General features: G+C 65.6%; 16 protein-coding genes and 1 tRNA gene. 7 read left to right on the top strand and 10 right to left on the bottom strand.

What is annotated here, in order from left to right; all coding sequences use genetic code 11:
• Positions 1-6: 6 nt before the first annotated feature.
• The 5 genes from ALIDE2_RS04350 (at position 7) to ALIDE2_RS04330 (ending at position 3,783) form a co-directional block, all read left to right on the top strand.
• A complete protein-coding gene (locus tag ALIDE2_RS04350) occupies positions 7-1,224 on the top strand; it encodes a type II secretion system F family protein (protein WP_013517808.1) in 1,218 nt (405 codons plus the stop codon).
• Entirely contained in the window at positions 1,224-2,102 is an 879-nt protein-coding gene (locus ALIDE2_RS04345; protein ID WP_013517807.1) for a prepilin peptidase, read from the top strand. The genes ALIDE2_RS04350 and ALIDE2_RS04345 overlap by 1 nt, the downstream gene beginning before the upstream one ends.
• Before the next feature lie 20 nt (positions 2,103-2,122).
• On the top strand, positions 2,123-2,737 hold the full coding sequence (coaE, locus tag ALIDE2_RS04340) for a dephospho-CoA kinase (protein ID WP_013517806.1): 615 nt from the start codon (positions 2,123-2,125) through the stop codon (positions 2,735-2,737).
• A gap of 82 nt (positions 2,738-2,819) precedes the next feature.
• A complete protein-coding gene (gene zapD / locus ALIDE2_RS04335) occupies positions 2,820-3,575 on the top strand; it encodes a cell division protein ZapD (protein WP_013721477.1) in 756 nt (251 codons plus the stop codon).
• A gap of 1 nt (position 3,576) precedes the next feature.
• On the top strand, positions 3,577-3,783 hold the full coding sequence (locus tag ALIDE2_RS04330) for a DNA gyrase inhibitor YacG (RefSeq protein ID WP_013517804.1): 207 nt from the start codon (positions 3,577-3,579) through the stop codon (positions 3,781-3,783).
• A gap of 62 nt (positions 3,784-3,845) precedes the next feature.
• Here the strand turns inward: ALIDE2_RS04330 and ALIDE2_RS04325 are convergent, their stop codons facing one another.
• The 4 genes from ALIDE2_RS04325 to secA all read right to left on the bottom strand — a co-directional run bounded on the left by ALIDE2_RS04325 (position 3,846) and on the right by secA (position 9,259).
• Entirely contained in the window at positions 3,846-4,271 is a 426-nt protein-coding gene (locus tag ALIDE2_RS04325; RefSeq protein WP_013517803.1) for an NUDIX domain-containing protein, read from the bottom strand.
• Positions 4,268-5,140 carry an ATP-binding protein gene (locus ALIDE2_RS04320; protein WP_013517802.1) on the bottom strand — a complete coding sequence of 291 codons (873 nt, stop codon included), beginning with the start codon at positions 5,138-5,140 and terminating at the stop codon, positions 4,268-4,270. Before ALIDE2_RS04320 ends, ALIDE2_RS04325 begins: the two co-directional genes overlap by 4 nt.
• A 54-nt stretch (positions 5,141-5,194) precedes the next feature.
• Positions 5,195-6,424, bottom strand: a complete 1,230-nt coding sequence (gene argJ, locus ALIDE2_RS04315) for a bifunctional glutamate N-acetyltransferase/amino-acid acetyltransferase ArgJ (protein ID WP_013721476.1) — start codon at positions 6,422-6,424, stop codon at positions 5,195-5,197.
• Positions 6,425-6,499: 75 nt separating this feature from the next.
• Complete coding sequence (secA, locus tag ALIDE2_RS04310; protein ID WP_013721475.1) at positions 6,500-9,259, bottom strand: preprotein translocase subunit SecA; 2,760 nt, start codon at positions 9,257-9,259, stop codon at positions 6,500-6,502.
• A 241-nt stretch (positions 9,260-9,500) separates the two neighbouring features.
• Here secA and ALIDE2_RS04305 point away from each other — a divergent pair, with 241 nt between their 5' ends.
• A complete protein-coding gene (locus ALIDE2_RS04305; protein ID WP_013517799.1) occupies positions 9,501-9,800 on the top strand; it encodes a hypothetical protein in 300 nt (99 codons plus the stop codon).
• Between the two features lie 45 nt (positions 9,801-9,845).
• On the opposite strand, the gene ALIDE2_RS04300 is transcribed toward ALIDE2_RS04305, so the two are convergent.
• The 6 genes from ALIDE2_RS04300 to petA form a co-directional block, all read right to left on the bottom strand.
• Positions 9,846-9,921 (bottom strand) — tRNA-Thr (locus ALIDE2_RS04300).
• Positions 9,922-9,982: 61 nt separating this feature from the next.
• Complete coding sequence (locus tag ALIDE2_RS04295; RefSeq protein WP_373279432.1) at positions 9,983-10,504, bottom strand: ClpXP protease specificity-enhancing factor; 522 nt, start codon at positions 10,502-10,504, stop codon at positions 9,983-9,985.
• A gap of 35 nt (positions 10,505-10,539) precedes the next feature.
• Positions 10,540-11,151 (bottom strand): glutathione S-transferase N-terminal domain-containing protein, encoded by a 612-nt coding sequence (locus ALIDE2_RS04290; protein ID WP_013517797.1) that lies wholly within the window; start codon positions 11,149-11,151, stop codon positions 10,540-10,542.
• Between the two features lie 98 nt (positions 11,152-11,249).
• Positions 11,250-12,005: a cytochrome c1 gene (locus ALIDE2_RS04285; RefSeq protein ID WP_013721474.1), complete on the bottom strand. Its 756-nt coding sequence runs from the start codon at positions 12,003-12,005 to the stop codon at positions 11,250-11,252.
• A 16-nt stretch (positions 12,006-12,021) separates the two neighbouring features.
• Positions 12,022-13,443, bottom strand: a complete 1,422-nt coding sequence (locus tag ALIDE2_RS04280; RefSeq protein ID WP_013517795.1) for a cytochrome b — start codon at positions 13,441-13,443, stop codon at positions 12,022-12,024.
• 15 nt (positions 13,444-13,458) lie between these two features.
• On the bottom strand, positions 13,459-14,058 hold the full coding sequence (petA, locus tag ALIDE2_RS04275) for a ubiquinol-cytochrome c reductase iron-sulfur subunit (protein WP_013517794.1): 600 nt from the start codon (positions 14,056-14,058) through the stop codon (positions 13,459-13,461).
• 125 nt (positions 14,059-14,183) lie between these two features.
• On the opposite strand from petA, the gene mscL reads away from it, so the two are divergent.
• Positions 14,184-14,612, top strand: a complete 429-nt coding sequence (gene mscL / locus ALIDE2_RS04270) for a large conductance mechanosensitive channel protein MscL (protein WP_013517793.1) — start codon at positions 14,184-14,186, stop codon at positions 14,610-14,612.
• The last annotated feature ends 5 nt before the right edge of the window (positions 14,613-14,617 follow it).

The raw sequence follows: 14,617 nt of genomic DNA, 5'->3' as shown, positions 1-14,617 counted from the left end.
GGCACCATGGCGACCATCGCATCAAGGGACATCAAGGACTTCGTCTTCGAATGGGAGGGCAAGGACCGCAGCGGCAAGGTCGTGCGAGGCGAGGTCCGGGCCTCCGGAGAGAACCAGGTCAAGGCGACCCTGCGCCGCCAGGGCGTCCTGCCCACCAAGATCAAGAAGCGCCGGGCGAGCGGGGGCAAGAAGATCAAGCCCAAGGACATCGCCCTGTTCACGCGCCAGATGGCCACGATGATGAAGGCCGGCGTGCCGCTGCTGCAATCGTTCGACATCGTGGGGCGCGGCAACACCAATGCCAGCGTGACCAAGCTGCTCAACGACATCCGCGCCGACGTGGAGACCGGCACATCGCTCAACGCCGCGTTCCGCAAATATCCCATGTACTTCGACAGCCTGTACTGCAACCTCGTGGAGGCAGGCGAGGCGGCCGGTATCCTGGAGGCGCTGCTGGACCGCCTGGCCACCTACATGGAGAAGACCGAGGCCATCAAGTCCAAGATCCGCTCCGCCCTGATGTACCCGATTTCGGTGCTCGTCGTCGCATTCGTCGTGGTCACGGTGATCATGATCTTCGTGATCCCCGCGTTCAAGGAAGTGTTCACATCCTTCGGCGCCGACCTGCCCGCACCCACGCTGCTCGTGATGGCGATCAGCGAATTCTTCGTCGCCTACTGGTGGCTGATCTTCGGCGCCATCGGGGGGGGCTTCTACTTCTTCATGCAGGCCTGGAAGCGCAGCGAGAAGATGCAACGCACCATGGACCGCTTCCTGCTGAAGATGCCCATCTTCGGCGCCCTGATCGAGAAGTCCTGCGTGGCGCGCTGGACGCGCACCCTGTCGACCATGTTCGCCGCCGGCGTGCCGCTGGTGGAGGCGCTCGACTCCGTGGGCGGCGCCTCGGGCAATTCGGTCTATGCCGTGGCCACCGACAGGATCCAGCAGGAGGTCTCCACCGGCACCAGCCTGACGGCGGCGATGGGCAATGCCAATGTGTTTCCGTCCATGGTGCTGCAGATGTGCGCCATCGGTGAGGAATCGGGCTCCATCGACCACATGCTGGGCAAGGCGGCCGACTTCTACGAGGCCGAGGTCGACGAGATGGTGGCCGGCCTGTCCAGCCTCATGGAGCCCATCATCATCGTGTTCCTGGGCACCCTCATCGGCGGCATCGTGGTGTCCATGTACCTGCCCATCTTCAAGCTGGGGCAAGTGGTCTGATGACGGGTTCCGCGTTTGCGGATGCCGTGCTCGTCGGCGTCCTGGGCCTGCTGATCGGCAGCTTTCTGAACGTGGTGATCCACCGCCTGCCGCGCATGATGGAACGGCAGTGGGCCGCGGAATGCGCGCAGTACGCCGAGGATGCGGGCTTGCCGACACAGGGCGGCGCCGCGCCGACCGAGCAGCCCTTCAACCTGCTGACGCCACGCTCGCGCTGTCCCTCCTGCGGGCACGAGGTGCGCTGGTACGAGAACATTCCCGTGCTCAGCTATCTCGCACTGCGCGGCCGCTGCTCGGGCTGCGGCACGCGCATCGGCGTGCGCTACCCGCTGGTCGAACTGGCCACCGCCGCCCTGTTCTATGCCTGCGCCCTGCGCTGGGGCTGGTCCTTCACGACGCTGGCCTGGTGCGGCTTTTGCGCAGCCCTGGTGGCGCTGGCCCTCATCGACTGGGACACGACCCTGCTGCCCGACGACATCACCCTGCCCCTGCTGTGGGCCGGGCTGCTGGCCTCCGTGCTGCGCTGGATAGATGTGCAGCCGGTGGACGCGGTGATCGGCGCGGCCGCGGGCTATGTATCGCTGTGGCTCGTCTACTGGGGCTTCAAGCTCGCCACGGGCAAGGAGGGCATGGGCTATGGCGACTTCAAGCTGTTCGCGGCCCTGGGCGCATGGTTCGGCTGGCAGGCCCTGGTGCCCATCGTCCTCATGGCGTCGGTCATCGGCGCCCTCGTAGGCATCGCCATGAAGTTCGCCAGCAGCCTGCGCGAGGGCAAGTACGTGCCCTTTGGCCCGTTCCTGGCGGGAGGCGGGCTGGCCGCCATGCTGTGGGGGCCGGCGCGTATCATGCGTGCCATTTTCTCCACCCTGGGGCTGTAGAGATGGCAGGCGCACACGGCATGACCACCCGCCGGCCCATACGGCTGGGCGTGACCGGCGGCATAGGCAGCGGCAAAAGCACCTTTGCCGCCATGCTGCAGGCCTGCGGCGCGGCGCTCATCGATGCGGACGGCATCGCACGGTCGGTGACGCAGCCGGACGGCGCGGCCATAGCCGCCATCCGCGCCCGATTCGGCCCCGACTACATCGACGCCCAGGGCGCGCTGGACCGCGCCCGCATGCGCGCGCTGGTCTTCGCGGACGCGGGCGCCAAGGAGCGGCTCGAAGCCATCGTCCACCCCCTGGTGGGCAGCGCGATCGCGCAGGCCGCGGCGGCAGCAGGCCAGGCGTGCCACCGCCTCATCGTCTTCGACATACCGCTGCTGACCGAGTCGGGGCGCTGGCCGCGCGAGCTCGATGCCGTGCTCGTGGTCGATTGCCGCGAGGACACGCAGGTCGCCCGCGTGCAGGCGCGCAGCGGCCTGGCCGAGGACGCCGTCCGCGCCATCATTGCCACGCAAAGCAGCCGGGCCACGCGGCGCGCGGCGGCCGATTTCGTGGTCTACAACGACGGCCTGGCACTGTCGGATCTGCAAACAATGGCACACCGGGTCGCGGCCTCGTTCGGGCTATGATGCAAGAGCGATGCGCCGCGGCCGGCCGCGGCGCCGCGCACCCGCCTGATACCCGACAGTGCGCATCCAGGAACCCCGTAGCGTGATCCTTTACGAATACCCCTTCAACGAGCGCCTGAGAACCTATCTGCGGCTTGAGCAGCTGTTTCAACGCCTGGGCGAGCTCATCGCACGCACGCATTCGCTCGACCACCACTATGCGCTGGTGACGATGTTCGAGGTCATGGACGTGGCGGCGCGCGCGGACCTCAAGGCCGATGTGCTCAAGGACCTGGAGAAGCACAAGCACCAGCTCGACGCCTACCGCGGCAACCCGTCGATCTCCGAGACGGTGCTAGACGGCGTGATCACCCAGCTCGACCAGTGCTTTGCCGCGCTCAACGCGCAAAGCGGCAAGGCCGGGCATGCGCTGACCGAGAACGACTGGCTCATGAGCATACGCAGCCGCGTGGGCATTCCCGGCGGCACCTGCGGCTTCGACCTGCCCGCCTACTACGCCTGGCAGCACCATGCGCCGCAGGCGCGCCAGCACGACCTGCAGGATTGGGCTGCCACCCTGGCCCCGCTGGCGGAATCGGTCTATCTGCTGCTGCGGCTGATGCGCGACTCCGGCCTGCCGCAGAAGGTGGCTGCCGAGCGCGGCCAGTTCCAGCAGAACCTGCCGCAGGGCCGCACCTTCCAGTTGCTGCGCCTGCGCATCGACCCTGCGCTGGAACTCATACCCGAGATCAGCGGCAACCGCCTCATCGTCTCGGTGCGGCTCATGCGCCAGGAGGAAGGCGGCAAGCTGGTGCCAAGCAACGAGGACGCGGCCTTCGAGCTGACGCTATGCGCCTGAGATGAACAGCCCGGCCAATCCGCGCACCGTGCCCTGCCCCACCTGCGGCGGGCCCAGCCTCTACGGCCCGGCCAACCCGTTCCGGCCGTTCTGCAGCGAGCGCTGCAAGCAGATCGACCTGGGCGCCTGGGCGAACGAGGATTTCCGCGTGCCTGCCGAATCGCCACCCGAGGATGCGGAGTACGGCGATCCCAAGCGCCTTCCGTGAATATGGATGAAATCGGCCTCCAGCGCTTGTCCATCAAGCGCTGAAAGCTATTATTTCGATAGTTAATCGAGCGCGGACGGATCGAACGTCTCGCCGCGCTCCTCGGCCAGCCACTGCAGCACGGGATAGGCGCCCGGCAGCACGGGCCTGACCTGTACGGGCCACTGCTGCCAGAGCATCGCCTGGCCCTCGCGCATCTCGAACTCGCCGCTCCACTCGTGCACCTTGCACCAGTGCAGGCGCACCAGGGCGTGGGGGTAGTCGTGCTCGGTCACCTTCCAGACCTCGGCGGGGCCGATGGTCACGCCCAGTTCCTCGATGAGCTCGCGGCGCAGCGCCTGCTCCACGGTCTCGCCGGCCTCGATCTTGCCGCCCGGGAACTCCCAGTAGCCCGCGTAGGGCTTGCCCTCGGGCCGCGTGGACAGCAGCAGGGCGCCGTCCTGCCTGAGCAGGATGCCGACGGCGACCTCGGTGTGCTTGCGGGTCATGCGCCCTGCCGCCCGGCGAAGTCGCGCGCGAACTGGTAGGCCACGCGGCCGCTGCGCGAGCCGCGCTCCAGCGCCCAGACCAGCGCCTGGGGGCGCGCGGCCTCGATGTCCTGCGACCCCACGCCCAACGCCGACAGCCACTGCGCGACGATGGCCAGGTATTCGTCCTGGCTGAACGGGTAGAAGCTCACCCACAGGCCGAAGCGCTCGGACAGGGAGATCTTCTCCTCGACCACCTCGCCGGGGTGGATCTCGCCGTCGGGCGCGGTGGTGTAGCTCAGGTTGTCCTTCATCTGCTCGGGCAGCAGGTGGCGGCGGTTGCTCGTCGCATAAACCAGCACGTTGGGCGTGCTTGCCGCTACCGAGCCGTCGAGGATGGACTTGAGCGCCTTGTAGCCGCCTTCGCCCTCCTCGAAGCTCAGGTCGTCGCAGTAGATGATGAATTTCTCGGGCCGGCCCGAGACCACTTCCACGATGTCGGGCAGGTCGGTCAGGTCGGCCTTGTCCACCTCGATCAGACGCAGGCCCTGCGGCGCGTAGCTGTTCAGGCATGCCTTGATGAGCGAGGACTTGCCCGTGCCGCGCGCACCCGTCAGCAGCACGTTGTTGGCGGGCCTGCCATCCACGAACTGCTGCGTGTTGCGCTGGATCTTCTCCTTCTGCGCGTCGATCTCCTTGAGGTCGGACAGGCGCATGCCGGCCACGTGACGCACGGGTTCGAGCACGCCGTGGCCGCCGCTGCGGCGGCGGTAGCGCCAGGCGATGGCGGCGGACCAGTCGGGCGCCGACAGCGGCCGCGGCAGCACGGCCTCGATGCGGGAGATGAGCTGCTCGGCGCGTGCGATCAGCTGGTCGAATCTATCTGTCATTTAGGGCTCTAGCGCTTATCCAGCAAGCGGTGGAAGCTATCAAAACAAAAGCAATCAGGAGCGATAGTCGGCGTTGATGGTCACGTAGTCGTGGCTCAGGTCGCAGGTCCACACGGTGTCCTGCGCGTCGCCGCGCCCCAGCACCACGCGCACGGTGATCTCCTGCTGTTTCATCACGCGCTGGCCGTCCTCCTCGCGGTACTGCGGGTTGCGCCCGCCCTGCACGGCCACGTGCACGTCGTCCAGATACAGGTCGATCAGCGTCTGGTCCAAGTCTGCGATGCCCGCGTAGCCCACGGCGGCGAGGATGCGCCCTAGGTTCGGGTCGCTGGCGAAGAAGGCCGTCTTGACCAGCGGCGAATGGGCGATGGCATAGGCCACCTGGCGGCATTCCCCGGCCGTCCTGCCGCCCTCCACGCGCACGGTGATGAACTTGGTCGCGCCCTCGCCGTCGCGCACGATGGCCTGGGCCAGCTGCTGCGCCACCTGCAGCAGCGCGGCCTTGAGCGCCCGGCCCTCGCTGCTCTCCAGCGAAGTGATGGGCGCGTGCGCGGCCTTGTGCGTGGCCACCAGCACGAAGGAGTCGTTGGTGCTGGTGTCGCCGTCGATGGTGATGCGGTTGAAGGACTGTTCGGCCAGATCGCGCACCAGGTCGCGCACCAGGTCGGGCGCGATGCAGGCGTCCGTGGCCAGGAAGCCCAGCATGGTCGCCATGTTCGGGCGGATCATGCCCGCGCCCTTGGAAATGCCAGTGACGGACACCGTGGCGCCGCCGATCTGCACCTGCGTGCCGAACGCCTTGGGAACGGTGTCGGTGGTCATGATGCCCTCGGCCGCGCGCGCCCAGTGGGCGGGCTGCGCGTCGGCCAGCGCCGCGGGCAGGGCAGCAGTGATGCGCTCGACAGGCAGCGGCTCCATGATCACGCCGGTGGAGAACGGCAGCACCTGGCTGGCGGCCAGCCCCAGCTGGCCCGCCAGCGCCTCGCAGGTGGCGCGCGCGCGCGCCAGGCCGTCGGAGCCCGTGCCGGCGTTGGCATTGCCCGTGTTGACCACCATGGCGCGGATGGCCTGGCCGCCGTCCAGGTGCTCGCGGCACACCTGCACCGGCGCGGCGCAGAAGCGGTTCTGCGTGAACACGCCGGCCACCGTCGTCCCCTCGTCGAGCAGAAATACGGTCAGATCCTTGCGGTTGGCCTTGCGCACGCCGGCCTCGGCAACGCCGATACGCACCCCGGCGACGGGGTGCAGGTCTGCGGCCTGGGGGGCGGAAAGATTGACGGGCATGGAACGCTCCTGGGACAAACAAGGGGTTGAAAAGCAAACACGGGCCGCAGCCCGTGTCCGTTCATGGCCGCAGCATCAGGCGAGCTTGCCGTGGCACTGCTTGTATTTTTTACCACTGCCGCAGGGGCAGGGGTCGTTGCGGCCCACGCGCACGCCGGGCACGGCCGCCTGCTTGGCCCTGGCGGTCTGGGCATCGACCAGGGTCTCGACCTCGCCGGTCTCGGTGGGCGAGGTGTAGGTCACGTTGCTGATGCCCTCGCCGCGCTCCTCCATGGCCTGGGTGGCCTCGTCGAGCTGGGCATTGGACTGCACCTGCACGGTCATCATCAGGCGCGTGACCTCGTTCTTGACCTGGTCGATGAGCTGACGGAACAGCTCGAAGGCCTCGCGCTTGTATTCCTGCTTGGGCTGCTTCTGCGCGTAGCCGCGCAGATGGATGCCCTGGCGCAGGTAGTCGAGCGCGGAGAGGTGGTCGCGCCAGTTGGTGTCGAAGCTCTGCAGCAGCACCATGCGCTCGAACTGCGTGAAGTTCTCGGCGCCCACCTGGGCCACCTTGGCCTCGAAGGCCTCGCGCGCGGCCTGCAGCACCTTCTCCAGGATTTCCTCGTCGGTGATGGCGTCCGAGCCCTGCACCTCCTGCTGCAGCGCCAGTTGGACCTGCCAGTCGCTGGCCAGGGCCTTCTCAAGGCCCGCCAGGTCCCACTGTTCCTCAACGGACTCGGCAGGCACGTGCTGGCGCACCACATCGGTGAGGCAGTCGTCGCGCATGGCGGCGATCAGAGCCGACAGGTCGGGCGCGTCCAGGATCTCGTTGCGCTGCTGGTAGATCACCTTGCGCTGGTCGTTGGCCACGTCGTCGTATTCGAGCAGCTGCTTGCGGATATCGAAGTTGCGCGCCTCGACCTTGCGCTGCGCGCTCTCAATGCTGCGCGTGACGATGCCCGCCTCGATGGCCTCGCCGTCGGGCATCTTCAGGCGGTCCATGATGGCCTTGACGCGGTCGCCTGCGAAGATGCGCATGAGCGAGTCGTCCAGGCTCAGGTAGAAGCGCGAGGAGCCCGGGTCACCCTGGCGGCCCGAGCGGCCGCGCAGCTGGTTGTCGATGCGGCGCGATTCGTGCCGCTCGGTGGCGATGATGCGCAGGCCGCCCAGCGCCGTGACCTTGTCGTGGTCCACCTTCCACTGGGCGCGCAGCGCTTCGATCTGCGCCTCGCGCTGCTCGGGCGCAAGGGACTCGTCCGCCTCCAGCGCAGCCACGGCCTTCTCCACGTTGCCGCCGAGCACGATGTCGGTGCCACGGCCGGCCATGTTGGTGGCGATGGTGATCATGCCCGGGCGTCCCGCCTGGGCCACGATGTCGGCCTCGCGCGCGTGCTGCTTGGCGTTGAGCACTTGGTGCGGCAACCCGACCTTGTTCAGCAGCTCGTCAATGATCTCGGAGTTCTCGATCGACGTGGTGCCCACCAGCACAGGCTGGCCGCGCTCGTGGCACTCGCGGATGTCGGCGATGGCGGCCTCGTACTTCTCGCGCGTGGTCTTGTACACGCGGTCGAGCTGGTCGTCGCGGCGGCTCGGCCGGTTGGGCGGGATCACCACGGTCTCCAGGCCGTAGATCTCCTGGAACTCGTAGGCCTCGGTGTCGGCCGTGCCGGTCATGCCGGCGAGCTTGCCGTAGAGACGGAAGTAGTTCTGGAACGTGATCGAGGCCAGCGTCTGGTTCTCGGCCTGGATCTGCACGCCCTCCTTGGCCTCGACGGCCTGGTGCAGACCCTCGCTCCAGCGGCGGCCGGCCATCAAGCGGCCCGTGAACTCGTCCACGATGACGATCTCGCCGTTCTGCACCACGTAGTGCTGGTCGCGATGGTACAGGTGGTTGGCGCGCAGCGCGGCGTACAGGTGGTGCACCAGCGAAATGTTGGCCGGGTCGTAGAGCGACGCGCCTTCGGGGATCAGCCCCTGGCTGACCAGGATGCGCTCGGCGTTCTCGTGGCCCTGCTCGGTCAGGAACACCTGGTGCGTCTTCTCGTCCACCGTGAAGTCGCCGGGCTTGATCACGCCCTCGCCCGTGCGCGGGTCGGCCTCGCCCTCCTGGCGCGTGAGTAGCGGCACCACCTTGTTCATGGCCACGTACATGGCCGTGTGGTCCTCGGCCTGGCCGCTGATGATGAGCGGCGTGCGCGCCTCGTCGATCAGGATGGAGTCCACCTCGTCCACGATGGCGTAGTTGAGCCCGCGCTGCACGCGCTCGCGGGAGTCGTACACCATGTTGTCGCGCAGGTAGTCGAAGCCGTACTCGTTGTTCGTGCCATAGGTGATGTCGGCGCCATAGGCGGCCTGCTTCTCCTCGCGCGGCATCTGGGGCAGGTTCACCCCCACGGTCAGGCCCAGGAAGTTGTACAGGCGCCCCATCCACTGCGCGTCGCGGCCCGCGAGGTAATCGTTCACCGTGACCACATGCACGCCCTTGCCCGACAGGGCGTTCAGGTACACGGGCAGCGTGGCCGTGAGCGTCTTGCCCTCGCCCGTGCGCATCTCGGCGATCTTGCCGTGGTGCAGCGCCATGCCGCCGAGGAGCTGCACGTCGAAATGGCGCATCTTCATCACGCGCTTGGAGCCCTCGCGCACCACGGCGAAAGCCTCGGGCAGGATGGCATCGAGCGATTCGCCCTTGGCGATGCGGTCCTTGAATTCCTGCGTCTTGCTGCGCAGCGCCTCATCACTGAGCTTTTCGTACTCGGGCTCTATGGCATTGATGCGCGCAACCGTCTTGCGATATTGCTTGAGCAGCCGGTCGTTGCGGCTGCCGAACAGTTTGGTGAGGAAATTGGTGGCCATGCAAGCAGGACCGCGCTGCACGCAAGCGAGGCGGCAGAGCGACCGGAGTCCCTAAGATGAAGTGAATCCAGATGGGGCATTCGCCCAAAATTGCAATTGCCTGCAACCAGCGCGGCGAGCCCGAAACCGGCAATTCTACCTTTGCACAATGGCCGGCCGCCACGGGCGCCACGCGCTGGCCGGGCATCCGCAATAATCCCCACCCTGCTCCCCGTCGCCGCTGGCGCCTGCCCCGATTGCCATGAACCGTCGCCATTACGCCATCTCACTGCACCAGGCCACGCAGGAATCGCCGACCCTGGCCCGGCTGACGGCATTGACGCGCGATTCCAGCGAACGCCTGAAGGCCATAGATGCCTTGATTCCGCCCATGCTGCGCCCCGCCATCCAGGCAGGCCCGATCGAGGGCGACTGCTGGTGCCTGCTGGTTAGCAGCAATGCCGCAGCTGCCAAGGTCCGGCAATTGCTGCCGGCCTTCCAGGCGCATCTGCGCAGTCGGGGGTGGGAAGTGGCCTCCATACGCCTGAAGATCCAGAGATGAGACTGGTGGCAGGCTGGTTGACCAGCCGTGGGAGAGCCGAGTGAATGGTGCCGGTTGTCGGATTCGAACTGACGACCTACCGCTTACAAGGCGGGTGCTCTACCAACTGAGCTAAACCGGCGAAGGCCGCATTCTAGCCGCCCCGAATGGCGCAAACTTCCTCTTGCGCCTGCTTTCTGTCTCTACTTGATGCGCTTGAGCGATGGCCGGCGACCGCCCCCTGGTGTCTGCGGCGGTGGGTGCGGCGCGTCCTTGTCCGCGCCCTCGCCTGCCGAACCATCGATGGACTGCAATTGCACCGGTGCGCGCTCAGCGCCTGCGGGCGGGGCGGCCACGACACCCGCGGGCCGAGGCGGCGCAACGTCCGCCTTCTCGCCCCCCTCCTCGTCCAGGGGGAACGCCATGCCCTGACCGTTCTCGCGCGCATAGATGGCGATGACCCTGTGCACCGGGATCAGCAGATCGCAGGGCTTGCCGCCAAAGCGCGCCTTGAATTCGATGAAATCGTTGCCGAGCTGCAGCCCACTGGTGGCCTCGTAGCTGACGTTGAGCACGATCTCGCCATTGTTGACGTAGTCGCGCGGCACCTGCACCGAGTCGTTCACGCGCACCACCAGATAGGGCGTGAAGCCGTTGTCCGTGCACCATTCGTATAGTGCGCGGATCAGGTAGGGGCGCGTGGAGGGAGAGTCCTGAGCGTTCATCATGCGCGAAGAGGATACGAAATACGCCTGTCCGCCTACTTGCGCATGACCTTTTCCGAGGGCGTCAACGCCTCGATGTAGGCCGGCCGGGAGAAGATGCGCTCGGCGTACTTGAGCAGCGGCGCGGCATTCTTGGAGAGCTCGATGCCATAGTAATCCAGGCGCCAGAGCAGGGGCGCAATGGCCACGTCGAGCATGGAGAAACCCTCGCCCAGCATGTATTTGTTCTTGAGGAACACCGGGGCCAGCTGGGTCAGGCGATCGCGGATGTGGGCGCGGGCCTTCTCCAGCGCCTTCTCGTTGCCCTTGGTGGCGCGCGACTCCAGCGTGTTCACGTGGACGAACAGTTCCTTCTCGAAGTTGAGCAGGAACAGGCGCACGCGGGCGCGATCCACCGGGTCGCCGGGCATCAGCTGCGGGTGCGGGAAGCGCTCGTCGATGTACTCGTTGATGATGTTGGATTCGTACAGGATCAGGTCGCGCTCGACGAGGATGGGAACCTGGCCGTAGGGGTTCATCACGCTGATGTCTTCGGGCTTGTTGTACAGGTCCACATCGCGGATCTCGAAATCCATGCCTTTCTCGAACAGGACGAAACGGCAACGATGGGAGAAGGGGCAGGTCGTGCCCGAATAAAGCACCATCATGGTGAGAAGCTCCTAAAAATCAAAAGAGTGGGTGCCATGGCACCCACTCTGTACAAAGCTTGGCCGAGCGGAAGACGCGCGGCAAAGACCTCAAGCGCTTACTTGATGTCCTTCCAGTAGGCCGCATTCAACCTCCAGGCGATGAAGGTGAAGCCGGCCAGGAACAGCAGCACCCACACGCCCACGCGAATACGCGTATTTTGCGCCGGCTCGCCCATCCACTGCAGGTAGTTCACGAGATCACCCACAGCCTGGTCGTATTGCTGGTCCGTCATGGCGCCGGGCGCGACCCTCTCCCAGCCCTTGAACACATGCTCGGTCTGGCCGTGGCTCTCGCGCTCCTCGAAGATCGCGCGGCGATCACCCTGCAGCTGCCACAGCGCGTGGGGCATGCCCACGTTCGGGAACGCGAGGTTGTTCCAACCCGTGGCCTTGGTGTCGTCGCGGTAGAAGGTGCGCAGGAAGGTGTAGAGATAGTCTGCACCGGTTCCGCCCGATCCAGCGCGCGAGCGCGCGATCACCGTGAGGTCGGGCGGGTTGGTGCCGAACCACGCTGCGGCCTGCTTGGGATCGATGGTCGACTTCATGGTCTCACCGATCTTGTCGGTGGTGAACAGAAGGTTGTCCTTGATCTGCTGGTCGGTGAGTCCGATGTCCTTCAGGCGGTTGAAACGCATGAAGGCCGCGGAGTGGCAGTTCAGGCAGTAATTGACGAACAGCTTGGCACCGTTTTGCAGCGATGCCGTGTCGGTGGTGTTCACGGGCGCCTTGTCCCAGGCCATTCCGCCTCCCGAGGCATGGGCGCCAGCAACCAGACCCAGAGCTGCGACCAGCGTGAGAATCAGTTTTTTCATTGTTGTCATCTCCGGCTCAGTGGGACTTGAAGGTCACGCGGTCAGGCACGGGCTTGGGGGTGCCGAGCCGCGTCCACCAGGGCATGAGCAGGAAGAAGCCGAAGTAGAACAGCGTTCCCACCTGCGACACGCGTTCGCCCACCGGCGAGGGCGCTTGCGTACCCAGGTAGGCCAGCACCACGAACCACACCACGAAAATCGCGTAGAGCCACTTGTGCCAGCCCGGACGGTAGCGGATCGAGCGAGCGGGGCTGCAGTCCAGCCAGGGCAGGAAGAACAGGATGATGACGGCGCCGCCCATCACGACCACGCCCCAGAACTTGGCGTCGATCGACAGCATCAGCGCGATGACCACGGCGGCACCGACCACGATGCCGCCCTTGATGAAGCCGGGCAGCTTGGCCTTGAGGACGCCATAGCCGGCGCCCAGCACCACGCAGGCGATGAGTGCGTACATCATCTCGCTGGTGATGGCGCGCAGCATCGAATAGAACGGCGTGAAGTACCACACCGGGGCGATGTGGTTGGGCGTCTTCAGCGGGTCGGCGGGGATGAAGTTGTTGTACTCCAGGAAGTAGCCGCCGAACTCGGGCGCGAAGAAGATCACGGCCGAGAAGATGAACAGGAAGATGCTCACGCCGAAGATATCGTGCACCGTGTAGTAGGGGTGGAAGGGCACGCCGTCCAGCGGATGGCCCTTGTCGTCCACCGGCTTGCCTGGTCCCTTGATCTCGATACCGTCGGGGTTGTTCGAGCCCACGTCATGCAGCGCCAGCAGGTGCGCCACGACCAAGCCCAGCAGCACCAGCGGCACGGCGATCACGTGGAAACTGAAGAAGCGGTTCAGCGTCGCGTCGCCCACCACGTAGTCGCCACGGATCAGGAGCGCCAGGTCGGGGCCGACGAATGGGATGGCGGAGAACAGGTTCACGATCACCTGCGCGCCCCAGTACGACATCTGGCCCCAGGGCAGCAGGTAGCCCATGAAGGCCTCGGCCATCAGCGCCAGGAAGATGGCGCAGCCGAAGATCCAGACCAGCTCGCGCGGCTTGCGGTACGAGCCGTACAGCAGGCCGCGGAACATGTGCAGGTAGACGACGATGAAGAAGGCCGAGGCACCGGTGGAGTGCATGTAGCGGATCAGCCAGCCCCAGGGCACGTCGCGCATGATGTACTCGACCGACTCGAACGCCTTGGCGGCGTCGGGCTTGTAGTTCATCACCAGGAAGATGCCGGTGACGATCTGGATCACCAGCACCAGGAGCGCCAGCGAGCCAAAGATGTACCAGAAGTTGAAGTTCTTCGGAGCGTAGTACTCCGACATGTGCACCTTGTAGGCGTCGAAGGCCGTCGGAAAACGGTTTTCCAGCCAGTTCGTGAGCTTCGCTCCCGCCGAGGCGTTGGGCGAGATTTCCTTGAATTCGCGGTAAGCAGCCATTTGTCAGTGCCCCCCTCAGGCCTTTTTATCTTCACCAATCAGGAGCCTGGTGTCCGACAGGTACATGTGCGGAGGCACCTCGAGGTTGTCGGGTGCGGGCTTGTTCTTGAACACACGTCCGGCCATGTCGAAGGTCGAGCCATGGCAGGGGCACAGGAAGCCGCCCTGCCAGTCGCTGGGCAGCGAGGGCTGCGGACCCGGAATGAACTTGTCGACGGGCGAGCAGCCCAGGTGTGTGCAGATGCCCACCACTACCAGGATTTCGGGCTTGATGGAGCGCCACTCGTTGCGCGCATAGGCAGGAGTGAACTCGTCCGGATGGCGCTTGGATTCGGGGTCGGCCAGCTGGCTGTCGAGCTTGGGCAGTTCGGCCAGCTGCTCCTTGGAACGCCGGATGATCCACACGGGCTTTCCACGCCACTCCACGGTGAGCTTCTCATCGGGCTTGAGCCCCGAGATATCCACCTCGACGGCGGCGCCTGCGGCCTTAGCCTTTTCGGAAGGCTGAAAGGCACTCACAAAAGGAACGGCGGTCGCCACGCCGCCCACCGCGCCAGCGCAGCTGGAGGCAATCAGCCACGTCCGCTTGCTGGAGTCGACTGGAGTTTGACTCATGGGAATCCTTGGTATGCATCGCTATGGGGTCAACCACAAATTGTAGCGGAGTGAACATGGCTATTCCAAGGCTGCCCATGCGCTTAAGCTAGCGGCGTCTTCATCTACATCAAAGGAGTTTCAATATGAGCCTTGCAAAGGAGTTCAGGGAATTTGCCATCAAGGGCAACGTGATCGACCTGGCCGTTGGCGTGATCATCGGCGCCGCATTCGGCAAGATCGTCGATTCCGTCGTTGCCGATCTCATCATGCCGGTGGTCGGCCTGGTGTTCGGCAAGCTCGACTTCTCCAACCTCTTCATCGTGCTGGGCAGCGTGCCCGAGGGCACGGCGCGCACCCTGGATGCCCTGAAGAAAGCCGGCGTGCCAGTCTTCGCCTATGGCAACTTCATCACCGTGGCGGTGAACTTCCTGATCCTGGCGTTCATCATCTTCATGATGATCAAACAGTTCAACCGCCTGAAGCGCGAAGCTCCCGCCGAGCCGGCCCCCGAAGCCGTGACGCCCGAGGACATCGTGCTGCTGCGCGAGATCCGCGACAGCCTCAAGCGCTGATTTCC

The organism is Alicycliphilus denitrificans K601, assembly GCF_000204645.1.
Classification (GTDB): Bacteria; Pseudomonadota; Gammaproteobacteria; order Burkholderiales; family Burkholderiaceae_C; genus Alicycliphilus; species Alicycliphilus denitrificans.
Note: the sequence above shows the minus strand (reverse complement) of the source record. Positions and strands in the feature narration are given on the sequence as shown.